The sequence below is a fragment of the Psychrobacter sp. ASPA161_9 genome, from assembly GCF_051970275.1.
GTDB lineage: Bacteria > Pseudomonadota > Gammaproteobacteria > Pseudomonadales > Moraxellaceae > Psychrobacter.
Map to the genome: position 1 here is coordinate 15,716 of NZ_JBEFNI010000002.1, position 15,343 is coordinate 31,058.

General features: G+C 42.7%; 15 protein-coding genes. 9 read left to right on the plus strand and 6 right to left on the minus strand.

The features are described from left to right. Positions 1-240: 240 nt before the first annotated feature. The 3 genes from aciT to serB all read right to left on the minus strand — a co-directional run bounded on the left by aciT (position 241) and on the right by serB (position 3,302). On the minus strand, positions 241-630 hold the full coding sequence (gene aciT, locus ACTQ9S_RS03110; RefSeq protein WP_440453715.1) for an AciT family ciprofloxacin tolerance protein: 390 nt from the start codon (positions 628-630) through the stop codon (positions 241-243). A 235-nt stretch (positions 631-865) separates the two neighbouring features. Continuing rightward, positions 866-1,879, minus strand: coding sequence for a DUF368 domain-containing protein (locus ACTQ9S_RS03115; protein WP_068037894.1), 1,014 nt, complete (start codon positions 1,877-1,879; stop codon positions 866-868). Positions 1,880-2,081: 202 nt separating this feature from the next. Beyond that, positions 2,082-3,302 carry a phosphoserine phosphatase SerB gene (gene serB, locus ACTQ9S_RS03120; RefSeq protein ID WP_440453717.1) on the minus strand — a complete coding sequence of 407 codons (1,221 nt, stop codon included), beginning with the start codon at positions 3,300-3,302 and terminating at the stop codon, positions 2,082-2,084. A 347-nt stretch (positions 3,303-3,649) separates the two neighbouring features. On the opposite strand from serB, the gene ACTQ9S_RS03125 reads away from it, so the two are divergent. The 5 genes from ACTQ9S_RS03125 (at position 3,650) to ACTQ9S_RS03145 (ending at position 7,512) form a co-directional block, all read left to right on the plus strand. Beyond that, positions 3,650-5,188: a hypothetical protein gene (locus ACTQ9S_RS03125; RefSeq protein ID WP_440453719.1), complete on the plus strand. Its 1,539-nt coding sequence runs from the start codon at positions 3,650-3,652 to the stop codon at positions 5,186-5,188. A gap of 189 nt (positions 5,189-5,377) precedes the next feature. Beyond that, a complete protein-coding gene (locus ACTQ9S_RS03130; RefSeq protein WP_068037886.1) occupies positions 5,378-5,623 on the plus strand; it encodes a hypothetical protein in 246 nt (81 codons plus the stop codon). Between the two features lie 231 nt (positions 5,624-5,854). Then, the gene (locus ACTQ9S_RS03135; RefSeq protein ID WP_068037883.1) at positions 5,855-6,412 is read left to right on the plus strand and encodes a UPF0149 family protein; all 558 of its coding nucleotides are present in this window, start codon (positions 5,855-5,857) and stop codon (positions 6,410-6,412) included. Positions 6,413-6,524: 112 nt separating this feature from the next. Further along, complete coding sequence (locus ACTQ9S_RS03140; RefSeq protein WP_343286423.1) at positions 6,525-6,968, plus strand: YbjQ family protein; 444 nt, start codon at positions 6,525-6,527, stop codon at positions 6,966-6,968. Between the two features lie 64 nt (positions 6,969-7,032). Then, positions 7,033-7,512, plus strand: a complete 480-nt coding sequence (locus ACTQ9S_RS03145) for a YbjQ family protein (protein WP_350655998.1) — start codon at positions 7,033-7,035, stop codon at positions 7,510-7,512. Here ACTQ9S_RS03145 and ACTQ9S_RS03150 read toward each other — a convergent pair. Beyond that, entirely contained in the window at positions 7,509-8,537 is a 1,029-nt protein-coding gene (locus tag ACTQ9S_RS03150) for a formate/nitrite transporter family protein (RefSeq protein ID WP_440453721.1), read from the minus strand. The genes ACTQ9S_RS03145 and ACTQ9S_RS03150 overlap by 4 nt on opposite strands. A 410-nt stretch (positions 8,538-8,947) precedes the next feature. Between ACTQ9S_RS03150 and ACTQ9S_RS03155 the strand changes: the two genes are divergently transcribed. After that, a complete protein-coding gene (locus ACTQ9S_RS03155; RefSeq protein WP_440453722.1) occupies positions 8,948-11,893 on the plus strand; it encodes a valine--tRNA ligase in 2,946 nt (981 codons plus the stop codon). A 190-nt stretch (positions 11,894-12,083) separates the two neighbouring features. Here ACTQ9S_RS03155 and ACTQ9S_RS03160 read toward each other — a convergent pair whose 3' ends face one another. Both ACTQ9S_RS03160 and ACTQ9S_RS03165 read right to left on the minus strand, forming a co-directional pair. Then, a complete protein-coding gene (locus ACTQ9S_RS03160; protein ID WP_149031835.1) occupies positions 12,084-12,608 on the minus strand; it encodes an IS630 family transposase in 525 nt (174 codons plus the stop codon). Further along, entirely contained in the window at positions 12,577-12,933 is a 357-nt protein-coding gene (locus ACTQ9S_RS03165; RefSeq protein WP_440453723.1) for an IS630 transposase-related protein, read from the minus strand. The genes ACTQ9S_RS03160 and ACTQ9S_RS03165 overlap by 32 nt, the downstream gene beginning before the upstream one ends. A 391-nt stretch (positions 12,934-13,324) precedes the next feature. Here ACTQ9S_RS03165 and ACTQ9S_RS03170 point away from each other — a divergent pair, with 391 nt between their 5' ends. The 3 genes from ACTQ9S_RS03170 to ACTQ9S_RS03180 all read left to right on the plus strand — a co-directional run bounded on the left by ACTQ9S_RS03170 (position 13,325) and on the right by ACTQ9S_RS03180 (position 15,254). Next, positions 13,325-13,678 carry a TerD family protein gene (locus ACTQ9S_RS03170; protein ID WP_440453725.1) on the plus strand — a complete coding sequence of 118 codons (354 nt, stop codon included), beginning with the start codon at positions 13,325-13,327 and terminating at the stop codon, positions 13,676-13,678. Between the two features lie 329 nt (positions 13,679-14,007). Continuing rightward, positions 14,008-14,493 (plus strand): hypothetical protein, encoded by a 486-nt coding sequence (locus ACTQ9S_RS03175; RefSeq protein ID WP_440453727.1) that lies wholly within the window; start codon positions 14,008-14,010, stop codon positions 14,491-14,493. Positions 14,494-14,828: 335 nt separating this feature from the next. Then, positions 14,829-15,254 carry a YbaN family protein gene (locus ACTQ9S_RS03180; protein WP_068037862.1) on the plus strand — a complete coding sequence of 142 codons (426 nt, stop codon included), beginning with the start codon at positions 14,829-14,831 and terminating at the stop codon, positions 15,252-15,254. Positions 15,255-15,343: the final 89 nt, after the last annotated feature.

The window sequence follows — 15,343 nt, forward strand, 5'->3', positions numbered from 1 at the left end:
TTAGTAGTTGCGTAGGAGCTATTAGACATCATGTAACAACACCTTGAACCAACTACATTCCTGTTACAGCTGTAGATTTGCCAATTTAACTTCATAATGGACAATATGGTACTAATTCAGATGCTGTAGTGAATATCGTCACATTGCCATCAAACATTCCTATCAAACATAAGCGTCAAAAAATGCGCCAATATTAGGCGCAGTTATTAACAGTAAATGACATTTAATAAAACATTGCTTCTAGAAGCGCGGCTGATAGTGGTCATCATAGATAGGAGTATGTTCAACGTAGCGTGCAGCAGCCAGCTCGCGCTCTTGCTGTACTGTCCGGCTAACATCATCATAACGTAGCGCTCGATATAAAACCCAACCTGCTAGCGGCAACCAGCTGACACCCAAAGCTACTACGTAACTATGCCAATCAGATAATCCAAAACCATTCATTAAAGCACTATCTAACACTTCAACGCTCAGCCAATATACCATACCACCAAGTACATACCAAAGCAGCCAGCGCTGCGAGGATAAGGCTATGGCAATAATAAAGCTTGCCAGTAAACCGTAGCCAAGTAGCGCGCTACCTCCCCACATCTCTACACCAGCAACAGAAAATATAGTCAAAAACATCATTCATCTCGCTATTCATAAGGTGAATTTCAATAAGACTATTATGCTAGTTAAGCATGGAAAGCTGAAGGGGGGAGAGGCGACTTTGCGACAACGGTTGTCGTCTAGTTTATAGCGGTTATTTTATTAAAAAGGATAGTAATCAATAAAAATAAGCGCCTCAATACTGGGCGCTTATAGTAAATAAATAATTTTAAAAATACATTTATATCAATAACTTGAATGATAAGCTAATAGGTTATACACGATTGGTACGGTTGCCCCACCAAGATAGCGCCGATACTAAGATTGCACCGAGTAACATCAGCCCTAATGTCGTGAGCCACTGCGCGCCAGCAGGGTATTGCCACGGTGCAACGTTGTTAATGGCATCACTATTGAGTGTACCCAAAGCGTCTACTTTCCACGGCCATACTTTAACTAGTGAGCCCGCGATAAAGCCAGTTAGTAGTGCCAAAGTTGCTTGATAATAGCGTGCCAATAACCACTTGAGCATCCGCGTAAATAATAATAGCCCCGTTGCCATACCTGCCATCAAGGTGATGATGACGCTAAGGTTAAAAGTATGTACCGCTTCTAAAACCGTATCATAAGCACCCATCAACAATAAGATGAATGACCCAGAAATACCCGGTAGAATCATCGCACAAATCGCAATGGCGCCTGCAAAGAATAAATACGGTAAGCTTGGAGTAGTGGTAAGCAGCGGCAGGTTACTAATGACTACCGCTGTCACAATACCAATGATAAATAGCCCTGCGCGCGCTGCATTCCAGCGTTTAATCTCACTCAATAAAATAACGACAGTGGCGACCACTAAACCAAAGAAAAACGACCAGATAAGCAATGGCTGATTGTCTAGTAAGTTCTTGATAAGGCCTGCTAAAGTAGCAAAGCTAGTGGCAATACCTAATAATAAGAATAATAGAAACGTCGCATCGACCTGTCGCCACACGGCAAGTAGACCTTTGATGCCACCATGTTGACGAAATACTTGCCAAAGGCTCGGACCAATGCTACCAAGCGCATTAATAAGCCGCTCATAAATACCTGCAATCAGTGCGATGGTACCACCCGATACGCCAGGTACGATATCAGCTGCGCCCATTGCCATCCCTTTGATATAGACAGCCAGTAACTGCTTTGGATTATCTGCTTTTGAAGGGGCAGCTGCTAGATTTGATAATGAGGCTGCATCGGTCTTCGCGCTTGATGACGGCGTGTCTGGCCGTGGTGATGGTGATGCCGTCATGGACATTCCTTTCTAAAAAAGTAATAAAGATCAGTATTAAGAGATAAGTATGAAAAGACAATCATTAGCTACAAGAATTAAATTAACGGCGTTAAGCTAGATTAAAGCAAATGATACCAATCTAACTCAACATCTAAATAATGTGCTTAGGGCGCACAAAACTCTATGCCTAAAAAGTGCATAGAGTAGTTATTGTTATTAATTAAGATACAGAGATAAGTGCCGGATAGCCAAGCGCATAGAGAACGCCTTCGAGACCTGTGACATTTACCGCCGCATCAGCGCGAGCTTGTACGATAGATTTGGCATGGTAAGCCACGCCTAAATCGGCGTTGGCCATCATTGGTAAGTCATTTGCCCCATCACCAACACAGACTACTTGTGACATCTCGATACCTATGCGCTCAGCGATATGAGCAACGATAGAGGCTTTTTTAGCCCCATTAACGATAGGCATTTGTACATGACCAGTCACTTCGCCATCTTCGATATCTAAGTTATTAGCATGGACTTCATCGATACCTAACTGCTCAGCGATATAACGGGCAAAATAAGTGAAGCCACCAGAGACCAGTACTGTGTGATAGCCTAGTGCTTTAAAGGCGCTAACAGTAGTACGAGCGCCTGTTGATAGGGTAAGGCGCGCACAAATCTCATCAAGTACAGTAGTAGGAATGCCTTCTAGTAATGATACCCGCTGAACAAAAGACTCATCGAAATCAATCTCACCGCGCATCGCTGCTTCCGTGATTATCTCAACTTGCTCACCGATACCCGCAGTCTTTGCTAGCTCAACGATGACCTCTTGTTCGATTAGAGTAGAATCCATATCGAAGCAAACAAGCTTATGAGTACGCAACATATGACCGATAGATAGAATGTGACAATCGACCACATTCATGCTGTCGATACTCAGGCTTTGTGTACCATTATTGCCTTTCGCTAGGTAGTTCTCCGCCAAATCATGACGCAGACGAGTAGTTAGCTGGTCATCAATAATGTGAGCTGCCGCTGTTTTTTTACCAGGATGCATGAGAGTATCGGTAACAGGAACCAATAAGTAGCGGAACACTTGCGCAGGGACAAACGGCTGTTTGGTGCTATTATCAGTGCTGGAGACAGAAACTGTATCAGTAGCCGCTTCCGGTATCGTAATATCTACAAAGCTCGCCTCAGTATCTTCTGCTACTGTTACCAGATGCCAGTTTGGCTGTTCATCAACCCAAGACTGCACATATTGATGAATATCAAGCGCATGTACACGCGCAGGCAATACTACAATAAGTGCAAATACAGGTAAAGATTGAAGCGTATCAAAGTCTAACAGATTGGTATCTGCAGGCAACAATGCTGCTACAGAATCAACGGCTTGTTGCCATGCTTTGCTGTCTTTTGGTAACGAGTAAGGCGTATTTTTTGGCATGTCTCAATTGTCCCTTGTATGCGCAGTTAAGATTAGGAATAATAACAGTTTTACTGTGTATCGCCTATACATGAAGCGCAAAGTACAACAGTTGAATAATAATGGTATCACCTCTAGTATAATGACCGAACTTTGCAGATAATTAAATGTATACTGGCAGCTAAATCTATGATGACCACTATGATGATATAGTAGATAATATTAACTGGCCAATTGCTCATATCGCGGCTAGTAATACAGTTAGATTAAGTTCGTTTAAATGAGAACAATTAGTAGCATACTCTTCCAAAAAATGAGCAACAGTCTCGTTTTTTTAATTTCCTTTATCCAAAAAAGTTTAACATATCATGACGTATTTAGCGCCGCGGCAAGGGTTGTTTGCCATTATCATTCTAGTCAGTTTTTGTTTACAGACTTTATTGCTGGTAATCAGCACTGATCAGCAGTTGACTAAAAGTCGTGAGCAAAAAGGCGAGCAAATGGTCGCCCAGCTTATCGATGAGGCGCGTCTGTCTTTAGAAAACAAAGACCGCGTGAGTCTGAGTGTCATTGCCAATCGTTATACGAGCGAGCAGGATGTCGCACGAATAGTGATTAAAGATAGCAATGATGAGATTTTGGTGCCAGTAGGTAATGCACCTATGCAGCAAGGCGATACCATTAGCCAGATGGCAACCAAAGGCGATGCGGTTATCGGTAGTGTCGCATTGACCTTAAAAGACATCAGTAAGGGCGAAATTATCGCGATGCAATGGCCGTTCGTTATTGGCTCGCTGATTTTTCATCTGTTCTTATGGCTGCTATATGGCTATGTCGCACGTCCAACCAAAGAGCAAATCAATGCTCTAAGCCGAGATATTCAAGACTTGCATCGTGAGCAATATGTGCAATCTGGTCAATTGAGTTATGGCCGCGCGCCTAATGAAAATTATACCGAAGAGAGAGACAGTGCTACTGGCTCGAATGATACTCTAAATAGTACCGTTAACAATAATGTGAACAATGACACTGCTACACCTAGTGACGAAACTGGTAAAACCAACAAAGTCAGTGCGGCTGGAATCCATGATGAGCTTAATGCTTATTTAAAATCGCAGCAAACCAATAGCTCTGATAGTCAAACAAGCTCTAGTACCTCAACCGATGTGACACAGAGTAGTCGTTCAACTAGCACTGTTAATAGCTCAACTGATGCTCAGGCTAGTGCAGGAATCGATAGTAGTAGTGCCCATAAATTTACTAGTAGTGCCTCAAAACTGTCTGCTAACCGCGCTTTCGATACCGTAAGTGTGCAGATTATGTTTCATGATGAATATGACATGCTAGAGCGTCTTGCGCCTGAAATGCGTATGCCTTATCTCGCGTTATGTACGCAACTGCTAAATCAGGCAATAACTGAGCTACTTAAGCAGCCGCTATTGCTTGGTGTCAGTGTTGTCAATGAGCCACGTTTTGATGAAGTTGGTGCCTGTGCAGTGCTCAAAGCTGATAATAGTCATGCAAAAGCTGCACTGGCTGGTGTCATGTTGGGCAAGTTGTATCTCATGCTCAATAAAATCATTCATGAAAAGCATATTGAGCTATCACGTTTCGCGCTGCCAGCAAAAGCTGGAGTGAGTGATGAGGCGCAAACGCAAGCAATGACGCAGCTATTAAAGAGTGTCGGTAGAAAAGAACAAATGCTGATCTTATTGCCTAATTCTGGGCTTAAGCAAATTGGCAGTCATGTACAAGTGAAGAGTTTAAAGCGTCCGACGACAGTATATGAACGTGAATGCGCTGTCTTTGATGGCGTTAATGATGCCATGATACAACGCTTAGCCACTGTTCGTAATGCAGTGCTGATGACCGGAACTGAAGATGAAGAACAAGAGATAGCCAATTAATTTTATAGCCAACCAATGTCTGTGATTAGATAGTGGGCGACCCTGATAAGTATCTAAAAAAGCGCAACTATAAATAATAATAAAGTAGTGATATGCGTAAAAAGGATTGACAAGGTGCGACTGAGACTTTATAAGGCATAAGTATATCAATGTATTTTGTATTTATTGCCCAAATAATAGGAGTTAGTCATGAGTGATACTGATATCGATGATGATTTTGATGGTGAGTTTGCCGATGATGATGATGCGAAGATGGTTGAAGAGGCAGAGACCAGTGTACGCACACGTTTAAGTAGCCTTGAAAAACGTCGTTTGATTGATAATTTACTAGAAGAAAAACGTCTTGCCAAAGCACTAAAAGACGAGCTAGACGATTTAGGTGATGACGACGATGATGACTTCGATGCAGATTGGGATGATGACGACGATATTTAAGCCTTTGGTCGGAAGTCAGTTAGCGATTGGGTTATATAATAGGACGTAACAGCTTATCGATACCCAATTATGCTAAGCTAAACTGATGACATTCACTCTATTTTTATGATAATCGTGAATTTTATTTATAGCATTTGATAATGTATTTAATAGATAGGGTGTTAGTAGCTAATCAAGTTGGTTTTTACTATTAGTTATTATGCTATCTATCGACCCAAGGATAAGTACCCCATGAGCAACCAATTAAGCTTCGATGAATTAATGGAATTTTTAGACAACCAAGAGAGCCAGTTTGTGCTCGATAGTGTCGCCACCCATGGCTTTTTGACCGCCACGGTTATCGGACGTCCACTGCCAAACTGGATAGATGCATTGTTTGAAGGTCATGTTAGTGAGCTTCCAGAAAACGTCATCGACGGCATTCATCGCTGGCGCGCCTCTATCATGGCTGAACTGAAAAATGAGACGCCTATTGAGCTGCCTTTTGGTGAAGATGCTGGCAATGAAGAAGTCGCTGTCGACTTTTCAGATGAGTCAGATATCGTAGCTTGGTCGATTGGCTTTGTAGATGCTATGTATGGTGATGAAGCTAGCGACTGGTTTGAATCTGAAGATACTGCTGAAGATGTCGCCGTATTGACCTTACCAATGATTCTGCTCAGCGGTATTGATGATGAAGACCCAGAACTTGCACAGATGCGTGCTGATGAAGACAAGATGGCACAGATGGCAAACAGCATTGAAGGCAATTTGACTGAATTGTTTTTATTGTTCCATACCAATGACTAGATTTGTCCGTAGACAGCATTTATTTATAGATAAATGCTGTCACTGATTTATTTTCATTGATTCATCTTCACTGATTTATACGACAAGTCACTGATAAGGTAATACCATGACTGTGCAACTCTCTAATCTTGAGCACTTGCCTAACTATCAAATCACCGAACGCTTGGATGTGGTATACGGCAGTACTGTGCGCTCAAAGCATGTCGGTAAAGACTTATTTGCCGGACTCAAAAATATCGTTGGCGGCGAACTAACGGCATATACAGAGCTGTTAGAAGAGTCACGCCAAGAAGCGATAGATCGCATGGTTGTCAAGGCGGAAGCATTAGGCGCTGATGCAGTGGTCGGTCTGCGTTTTTCGACCTCTAGCATTGCACAAGGAGCCTCAGAGCTGTTTGTTTATGGTACTGCTGTTAAAGCCGTACGTATGCAACAACAACCTATGTCACCGCAGCCACCGTACAACCCACCCGGTGATTATCAGTCTAATCAACAACAACCAAGCCCAGCGCAAACCCCAGTTGATGAGTTACCACGTTTTAATCCCTTTGGCTAATGATAGTGAACCGACTGCAAAGCTGTTGCAACTTCACTTTCGCTTTTAAGATAAGAGACGTGCCATGAATGATTCTATGACTCAAATACTCATTAACTATGGGCCGTTTGTTTTATTATTCGCAGTCGGTTGGTTTTTTGGTATGCGTCATGAACGTCAGCATTTAGCACAGCTGACAGTGGCAGAAAAAGAGCTGGCTCATATTATCGTATCCAGCGAGCGTTTTTATCGAGCCAACCTTGCCGCTAATAGTGAAGGTGAGCTGGTACTGGGTAGCGTCGTTATTGCGCAAGATTATTTCAAAATGGTGATTGCTCGGGTCTTAAGCTTATTTGGCAAAAACCTAACCACCTATGAAACCTTGCTAGATCGTTCGCGCCGTGAAGCCTTAGTGCGTATGCGTACCCAAGCACAAGAAAAAGGCTACAACCACATTTATGGCTTACGTCTAGAAGTCAGTAATATCAATCAGCTGGGTAGTATGGTGGAAGCCATTGCTTACGGCACTGCGGTTATCAGTACCGAAAACCCTAAAACGCGTTAACGCTGCCGTCCATTCATCCGTGCTATTCTGTCATTTTTATCCTCTTTATTTTGCTGCTTTACCTTCGCCACATCGAATAAGAAGGTACGGTTTTTTAATACCGCGACGAACACCACGCCGCCCACTGTATTACCAACTAATACCACCACTAAAAATATCAAATAACGCCATAAACTAACCGTATTACCATATAGTAATGCTGAGAAGACCTCGATGTTGCCAACGATACTGTGATGTAAGCCCAAAAACCCAATGCTACCAGTAATGAGAGTGACCAATACAATGCGGCTAATCGTATCGCGTGCCGAGGTCACAAGCCAAGCTGCAACGCCCATCATCCAGCCTGCCAATACCGCACTACCAAAGATAACCCACCATTTAAACCCCAAAACATGCTCAGCATAAGCATCAATATCGCTGACACTAAACAGATCCATATTCAAGCCCAGACCAATCATCAAGGCGGCAAATATACAACCACCAACGATATTTCCGGCAATGACAATGCCCCATAGACGCAGAAGCTTATGTAGTGGTTCTATCTTGTTTAACACGGGTAGGCTCAACAGTGAGGTCTGCTCAGTGAATAATAGCGACTGACCAATAACCACGATAATAAAGCCTATTGGATAAAGTAGCGAAGCCAACACTATTGCATAGTGACTAGGGATTACTTCGTTAAGTAGCGCAAAAGCAGAAAGAATGACAAATAAACTGATACCAATCTCTAGCCCAGCAGTAAAAGCGCTGGTAAACAATGAGCCAAGCGAGCGATTAAAAGTTTCCTTGGCATCGATGACTTGTTCGACTAGGATACTGGCATAGCTTTTGGGCTCACTAAGATTGCTGTCACTGGCGACTTCCTTAATGGTTTCTTTATCTTCATCACTAAACTCTTTAGGAAAATCTTCGTCCTTTAATTTTTCGATCGCTTGCGTCTCGTTATCTTCTTCGACATCATCGCTATTATCAAGCTTGTTGCTAGGAGCAGGTTCTTTATCAGGTTTGCTGGTAATGTTAGACATAAGGATAAGCTTATATAAGATTATGAGTGTAGACAGCTTTCCATTTGCAGTGTGCAGAGATGGTGCAGATAGGAATTACGGCAAAGAAAACTCGCCAGTAACATAACCTAAATAAAGCTGAGATGACAAATAACTAAATCAATTTGATCACTAGTGACATATGGAAAAGCATTGCAAGTAAGGAAAAAGCATCAGATGCTAACAAAATTTGCTCATATAAGATAAAATCATCGCACTAACTTTTTATTTACGCACCTGTTCTATTATTATCTATCGTTGGCAGTATTTTTTAACCCTGCTTGCGTTGGTTAATTGTATGAATTCAGCGATAGCTTTGCTTGTGCGTCATATTATAAATATCTATTTAAGCCATTCTATTTAATCCATTTACGTTTTAGTCTGAGAGCCTTATGAGTAATCCTGATAGCAACAATCATTTGACCAAATCTATCCAAGCCGCTTTAAGTCAATTAGAGAATGCCTATAATCCTGCACAGGTCGAGGCAGGCATGTACCAAGGCTGGGAAGACAGTGGTTATTTTAAGCCGAGCTTTGATAAAGACGAGTCGTTCTCTATCGCCTTGCCGCCGCCAAACGTCACTGGCTCGTTGCATATGGGTCATGGCTTTAATAATGCCATTATGGATGCCTTGACGCGTTATCACCGCATGGATGGCGACAACACGCTGTGGCAACCGGGTACGGATCATGCTGGTATCGCCACCCAAATGGTCGTTGAGCGTCGTCTAGAAGCGCAAGGTATTAAGCGCCGTGATATGAAACGTGAAGACTTTATCGATAAAGTGTGGGAATGGAAGGAAGAGTCGGGTGACAATATTACCCGTCAGATTCGCCGGCTTGGCAGCTCGGTGGATTGGTCACGTGAGCGCTTTACCATGGATGATAGCTTATCCAATGCGGTAAAAGAAGTATTCGTTCGTCTATTCGATGATGGTCTCATTTATCGCGGTAAGCGTTTGGTCAACTGGGATCCTAAATTCCAAACAGCACTGTCTGATTTAGAAGTTGAAAACCATGATGAAAAGGGTAGCTTGTGGCATTTCCGCTATCATTTCACTGACAAAGACCTGACCACCCAAGATGGTAAAAACTATCTAGTCGTTGCCACTACACGTCCTGAAACTTTACTCGGTGATACCGCAGTTGCCGTTAACCCAAGCGACGAGCGTTATTCTCATTTAGTCGGTAAAACCATTACCTTGCCAATTACTGGTCGCGTCGTGCCTATCGTTGCCGATGATTATGTCGAAAAAGACTTTGGGACTGGCTGCGTAAAAATTACCCCAGCACATGACTTTAACGATTATGAATTAGGTCGTCGTCATAGCTTACCGCTGATTAATATCCTCGATGAGCGCGCCAATATCTTACCTGCAATGGAAGTCTATATTGATTTGCAAACGCGCGAGCCAACGTTAGAAACTACGCCAAGCGAGTACGCAGGACTTGAGCGTTTTGCCGCACGTAAATTCCTTGTGGAGCAAGCAGGCGAGCAGGGCTGGCTAGAAGAAGTTGAAGACTACGCCCTTAAAGCTCCGCGCGCTGAGCGCGGCGGTACCATCGTTGAGCCATGGCTGACCGATCAATGGTATGTCGCTGTTAATAAGCTGGCTGGCCCTGCGATTGATGCGGTCGAAGATGGCAGCATCGAGTTCGTCCCTGCGCAATATAAAAACATGTATATGGCGTGGATGAACAATCTGCAAGACTGGTGTATCAGCCGCCAGCTCTGGTGGGGACATCGTATCCCAGCATGGTATGACGACGCGACTGGTGAGATTTATGTCGCTCGTGATGAAGCCGAAGTACGCAGTAAATATAGTCTAAGCGCTGATGTGAAACTGCGCCAAGATGATGACGTGCTTGATACGTGGTTTAGCTCAGGTCTGTGGACGTTTAGTACGTTGGACTGGGCAGATCCTAACGCTGATCCGCGCGTGCTTGAAACCTTTCACCCGACCAGCGTGTTGGTGACTGGTTTTGACATTATTTTCTTCTGGGTCGCGCGCATGATTATGATGACCCTGCACTTTGTTAAGAACGAAGATGGCACGCCACAAGTACCGTTTAAGACCGTCTATGTCCATGGTCTGGTGCGTGATGGCAATGGACAAAAGATGTCCAAATCTAAGGGCAACGTCTTAGATCCTATCGACCTCATCGACGGTATCGACCTTGAAGCGCTGGTAGAAAAACGCACTAGCAATATGATGAATCCAAAAGACGCGGCCAAAATTGAGAAGCAAACGCGTAAAGAATTCCCAGAAGGCATCCCAGCTTACGGTACCGATGCACTGCGCTTTACTTTTACCTCGCTTGCCAGTACTGGTCGCGATATCAACTTTGATCTCAAACGTGTCGAGGGCTATCGTAATTTCTGTAATAAAATCTGGAACGCCAGCCGCTTTGTACTGATGAACTGCGTTGATAGAGAAGGCAATGCCAAGCCTATCGACCAAAGCGCAAATCCTGACGTTTGGGAATTACCAGAAAAGTGGATTATGAGCCGTCTGAACTCCAGCATCAAAGACATTCATCAGCATTTTGCTCAGTATCGCCTTGATATGGTCAGCCAAGATATCTATGAGTTTATCTGGAATGAATACTGTGATTGGTACGTAGAGCTTGCCAAAGCCAGCCTCAATGATGACTCGGTATCGGACGAGCGTAAAGCGCAAATTCGCTATGTGCTACTGCACGTGCTAGAGACTGCGCTACGCTTTAGCCATCCAATCATGCCGTATCTGACTGAGCAAATCTGGCAGACGGTTGCACCGCTATTAGATCGTAAAAATACCGATAGCATCGTCATCGCTGACTACCCACAAACCGATAACGCTCAAATCAGTGAGCAAGTCGAAGCTGATATGGCGTGGCTACAAGAGTTGATCGCTAGCGTCCGTAACATTCGTGGTGAAATGAAGCTGGGTAATGCGGTACGTCTGCCAGTGCTGCTACAAAATATCTCTGCTGATGAAGATGCGCGTCTATCACGTATCAAAAATCAGTTTAAGGCGCTTGCCAAAGTTGAAAGCTTAGAGATACTAAAAGAAGGCGATGAGGTGCCACTATCGTCATCAAGTATGGTTGGGCAGCTACGTGTACTCGTACCGATGAAAGGTCTGATTGACCCAACGGCTGAGCTAGCACGTCTTGACAAGGCGCATGAAAAGCTACAAAAGCAGGCCGACGGTATCGCGCGTAAGCTGGGTAATGAAGGCTTTGTCAGTAAAGCGCCTGCGGAAGTGGTCGATGCTGAGAAGGCAAAACTGGCTGAGTTAGAAGGGCAGTTGAAAGCTATGGCGGAGCAGATGGAGCAGTTGAAAGCGTTGTAAATAAAGCAAAAGCTTAAAAAGCATGGCCTCAGCATTAGAGTCCTTTAATAGGGGGTAAATATGCGGGTCATGGCTCGGTGTTTTTTAAAAGATTCGCTCGGCGCTCGTTCCTCGCGCAAAAGTAAGCATAATAGATAAGCCACCATTTTATGGTGGCTTTTTTATCTCTTATGTAATATTTTAAGTATAGTCAGTTCAAAATAAAAATGTTATGCCTTGGACAAATATCATAAAACAATTTGGATAAGTCATTTTGCATCCAACCTTGGCGTAGAAACTTCACTTGAGCCCATTTCTTTTCGATAGGGTTTAGGTCTGGGCTGTACGGCGGCAACCAAAGAATACGATGCCCGTGCCTGTTTAGTAGCTTTTGAATGCGTTTGCTCTTATGAAATCTGGCGTTATCCATCACAATCACGCATTTGGTTTTAAGACTTGGGATTAGCTTGTGTTTGCACCAGTGATAGAAGACGATGCTGTTGATGTTTGTCTCAAAGTAATCAAGCGCAAACAGCATCTTTTCATACAGAGCACCAATAACGTTGGTTCGCTTTTTACCTTGCCAGTTGTAGCTATCGATACAAGGCTTACCGATCGGCGCATAGCCATGAGAGCGGATGGTCTCGTGCTCAAAGCCGCTTTCATCCATATAGACAATGGGATAGCCTTGCTGCGTAAAGCTATCAAGCTTTCCCTGATACGCCGCTCTTTTTATTGGGCAAGCTTTTGGATGCTCTAAGGTCTTTTTTTTGACTGATGCCTAGGCGCTTTAGGGCATGATAAATGCCTGTTTTACTACAATTTAAACGACGTGCTCGCTCATACTGGTAATCATCAGGATGTTCTTTGACATCATTAAGTAGCACGTCATCTGGTATTTTATAGGGTTTGGTTTGCCTGATTGTTTTGCTATGAACACGTCTCTTCCAGTTTTGTATGGTGGTTGGGCTGAGATTATAGAACTCAGCCGCCCCGGCAATGGTCATACCCTCGTCTAAGCTTTTTAGTACTTGTTTGCGAAAATCTAGTGAGTAAGTCATGGTCTTTATGATAACAATTGGGTTTAATAATTAGTTTATAACACTTTTAAATGGGTTTGGCTATATTATTTTTGAATAGATGGATTTCAAGTTTTGGTAGTAATTATATGCTGCCTATTGGCTGGTTGGTAGCTAGTATTTTTATATTTTCAGAAATAATTGACTGGCATAGCTCATTTTTTATTGAAAATAAATATTTTTGGAACTCTGGTTTCGACAACTTATCAATTAAAGCTAACAACTTCGCAAAAAATTTCTTACCGCTTAGTAGGTTTCTAGTAGGTAGAAGCGGAATTGAGTTTATAAGTTTATTATTTTATATTTTATTCGCTGTACTAACATGGCAGATAATTGTGGCAGTTAAAAGACATACTCAACGTTAAGGAACACCATGAACTATCTCACCGTAGGACAACGTGCGCCTCTAAGCAACCTTGCTATTGACGATACCGCACCCATCACGCTCAAGTTCACCCGCCAAAGCACGATAGAGATGGACATCAGCTGCTTTGCTTTAGACGCAGCAGGCAAACTGATCAATGATGATTACATGGTGTCTTACAATCAGCCAACCTCACCTTGCGGGCAAACCAAGATCACCCATTATGAGTCGCGGCCAACGGTAAATAAAGGCATCCAAGCTGAGTTTGAAGTTAATTTATCCAAACTGGCTGCGGATATAGACAGCCTATTTTTTGTGTTATCAGCCGACACTCCATTGAATCAAATTCAATCGTTAGAATAAGTAAGTCAGAATACTATCGTCAAAAATAAAACCGCCCAAAAAACTGTGAGCGGTTTTTTTTACGCCAAAAACAAAACCAAATCAGATACTACACACATACGATTCACCGGACACACTAGCAGCAAGTGCAACATCGACTAGCATCGCTACAGCAAAGCTATGCATTAGACATTTTATTACAAATCAACGTGATAGGGCTGATAATATAAATACAAGAGCACTCACTTTCTTAAGAATAAGTTCTATATACACAGAAACCATTATGTTTGAGATGTATTGGTATAAAAATATTTTTAAGTGATGTTTCCATAGATTTAGGGATAATTACTATGATAAATATACACGTAGTCTTTTGGGTCGCCCTGACGTTCTTTACCTTCCTCGTTACCGTGAGTAATATAAAAGGGTATAAATCCATCATCGATAGAGACGCTATGCCAAGAGCGCTGAGTAGCGATAAGCTGGATATCGAGACCAGCTTTTATAGATCTGATGCCACCTTGCATGACATTATATTTTTTCATGCGTCTGCGTCCGGTGCCGCTATCGTTCTACTGGTTTTAATTATAAAAGGTGAAATTTTATTCCCTGGAACGGTTGTCTTCTTTGGCGCACTTTCTTCCCTTGCGATATTCACTATTAGTATTGTGCTTCTTCTATTCGCCTTTTACTTCTATAGCATCTCAATTTTGAAACTCGGCGATACGCTGGCTAGAATAAAGTTTAATGGCAAAGACATCGAGACCAAGTACGCGATTTTGGCCGTCTTTGGTTATTTTTTGATATTTCCGATCATCGCGTTGATATTGGTTTAGAGGCTATTTGTCGAGAGTGCTTTATAGGATGCAAACCGCTTACAGCTTCAACTGTGAGCGGTTTTTTTGTTCCGCTGAATTTATCCATTTGAGGTTCACTCGTTCAGATTGAGGACACGCCCTAGCATCTTGATAATATTTTATCTTTCACTTAAATCTTCCTATTTACTCAAGCCCCAATTAAACATACCTATTAATAGCAAAATGTCGCAAAAATAATCTTGCGCAATTTTCTGTGATATTGCATGCTTACACACTTATATAGGTAGCTATAATCTCATATCTTAAACTCATCCATAGCTATCTACTTTCTATTGCCAACCGATATCACTTTCATGACTGAAAAGAAAAATGCCTTTTATTACCGACCAAAGACCAACCAGTCCGCTAACCCTACGGTGCGTTGGACTTTTCTTATCATGGGTTGGATATTCTTTGTTTTAGGTATTGTTGGGGTGTTGTTGCCCGTAATGCCGACAGCGCCATTTATATTATTGGCAGCAGGTTGCTGGGCGCGTAGTTCAAGACGCTTTCACTTTTGGCTGATCAATCATAAGTTTTTTGGCAAGTTTGTCCGTGATTGGGAAGATAATCATGCCGTACCGCGCTACGCTAAGTGGCTTGCGACTATTATGATGGCATTATCTACAGCTATGTTGTTTTATAAAATACCAGCAGATATGATGTGGATGGCATGGGTGGTAGCCGTTGTATGTAGTGGGGTAGCGGTGTATTTGTTCCGCCTTCCAAACGCTAAATAAACACCAAATAGCGGATAAAAAGCACGATTTTATATATTCGTTTACATGAAATTTCAGATAAAGCTTGCGCTAATGGGATTAGCGTCTTA

Coding starts and splice junctions, on each gene's coding strand:
- ACTQ9S_RS03165 (WP_440453723.1), bottom strand. CDS start 12,933: ATGACTTACTCACTAGATTTTCGCAAACAAGTACTAAAAAGCTTAGAC.
- ACTQ9S_RS03115 (WP_068037894.1), bottom strand. CDS start 1,879: ATGACGGCATCACCATCACCACGGCCAGACACGCCGTCATCAAGCGCG.
- ACTQ9S_RS03125 (WP_440453719.1), top strand. CDS start 3,650: ATGACGTATTTAGCGCCGCGGCAAGGGTTGTTTGCCATTATCATTCTA.
- ACTQ9S_RS03155 (WP_440453722.1), top strand. CDS start 8,948: ATGAGTAATCCTGATAGCAACAATCATTTGACCAAATCTATCCAAGCC.
- aciT (WP_440453715.1), bottom strand. CDS start 630: ATGATGTTTTTGACTATATTTTCTGTTGCTGGTGTAGAGATGTGGGGA.
- ACTQ9S_RS03180 (WP_068037862.1), top strand. CDS start 14,829: ATGACTGAAAAGAAAAATGCCTTTTATTACCGACCAAAGACCAACCAG.
- ACTQ9S_RS03135 (WP_068037883.1), top strand. CDS start 5,855: ATGAGCAACCAATTAAGCTTCGATGAATTAATGGAATTTTTAGACAAC.
- ACTQ9S_RS03145 (WP_350655998.1), top strand. CDS start 7,033: ATGAATGATTCTATGACTCAAATACTCATTAACTATGGGCCGTTTGTT.
- ACTQ9S_RS03130 (WP_068037886.1), top strand. CDS start 5,378: ATGAGTGATACTGATATCGATGATGATTTTGATGGTGAGTTTGCCGAT.
- serB (WP_440453717.1), bottom strand. CDS start 3,302: ATGCCAAAAAATACGCCTTACTCGTTACCAAAAGACAGCAAAGCATGG.
- ACTQ9S_RS03150 (WP_440453721.1), bottom strand. CDS start 8,537: ATGTCTAACATTACCAGCAAACCTGATAAAGAACCTGCTCCTAGCAAC.
- ACTQ9S_RS03175 (WP_440453727.1), top strand. CDS start 14,008: ATGATAAATATACACGTAGTCTTTTGGGTCGCCCTGACGTTCTTTACC.
- ACTQ9S_RS03170 (WP_440453725.1), top strand. CDS start 13,325: ATGAACTATCTCACCGTAGGACAACGTGCGCCTCTAAGCAACCTTGCT.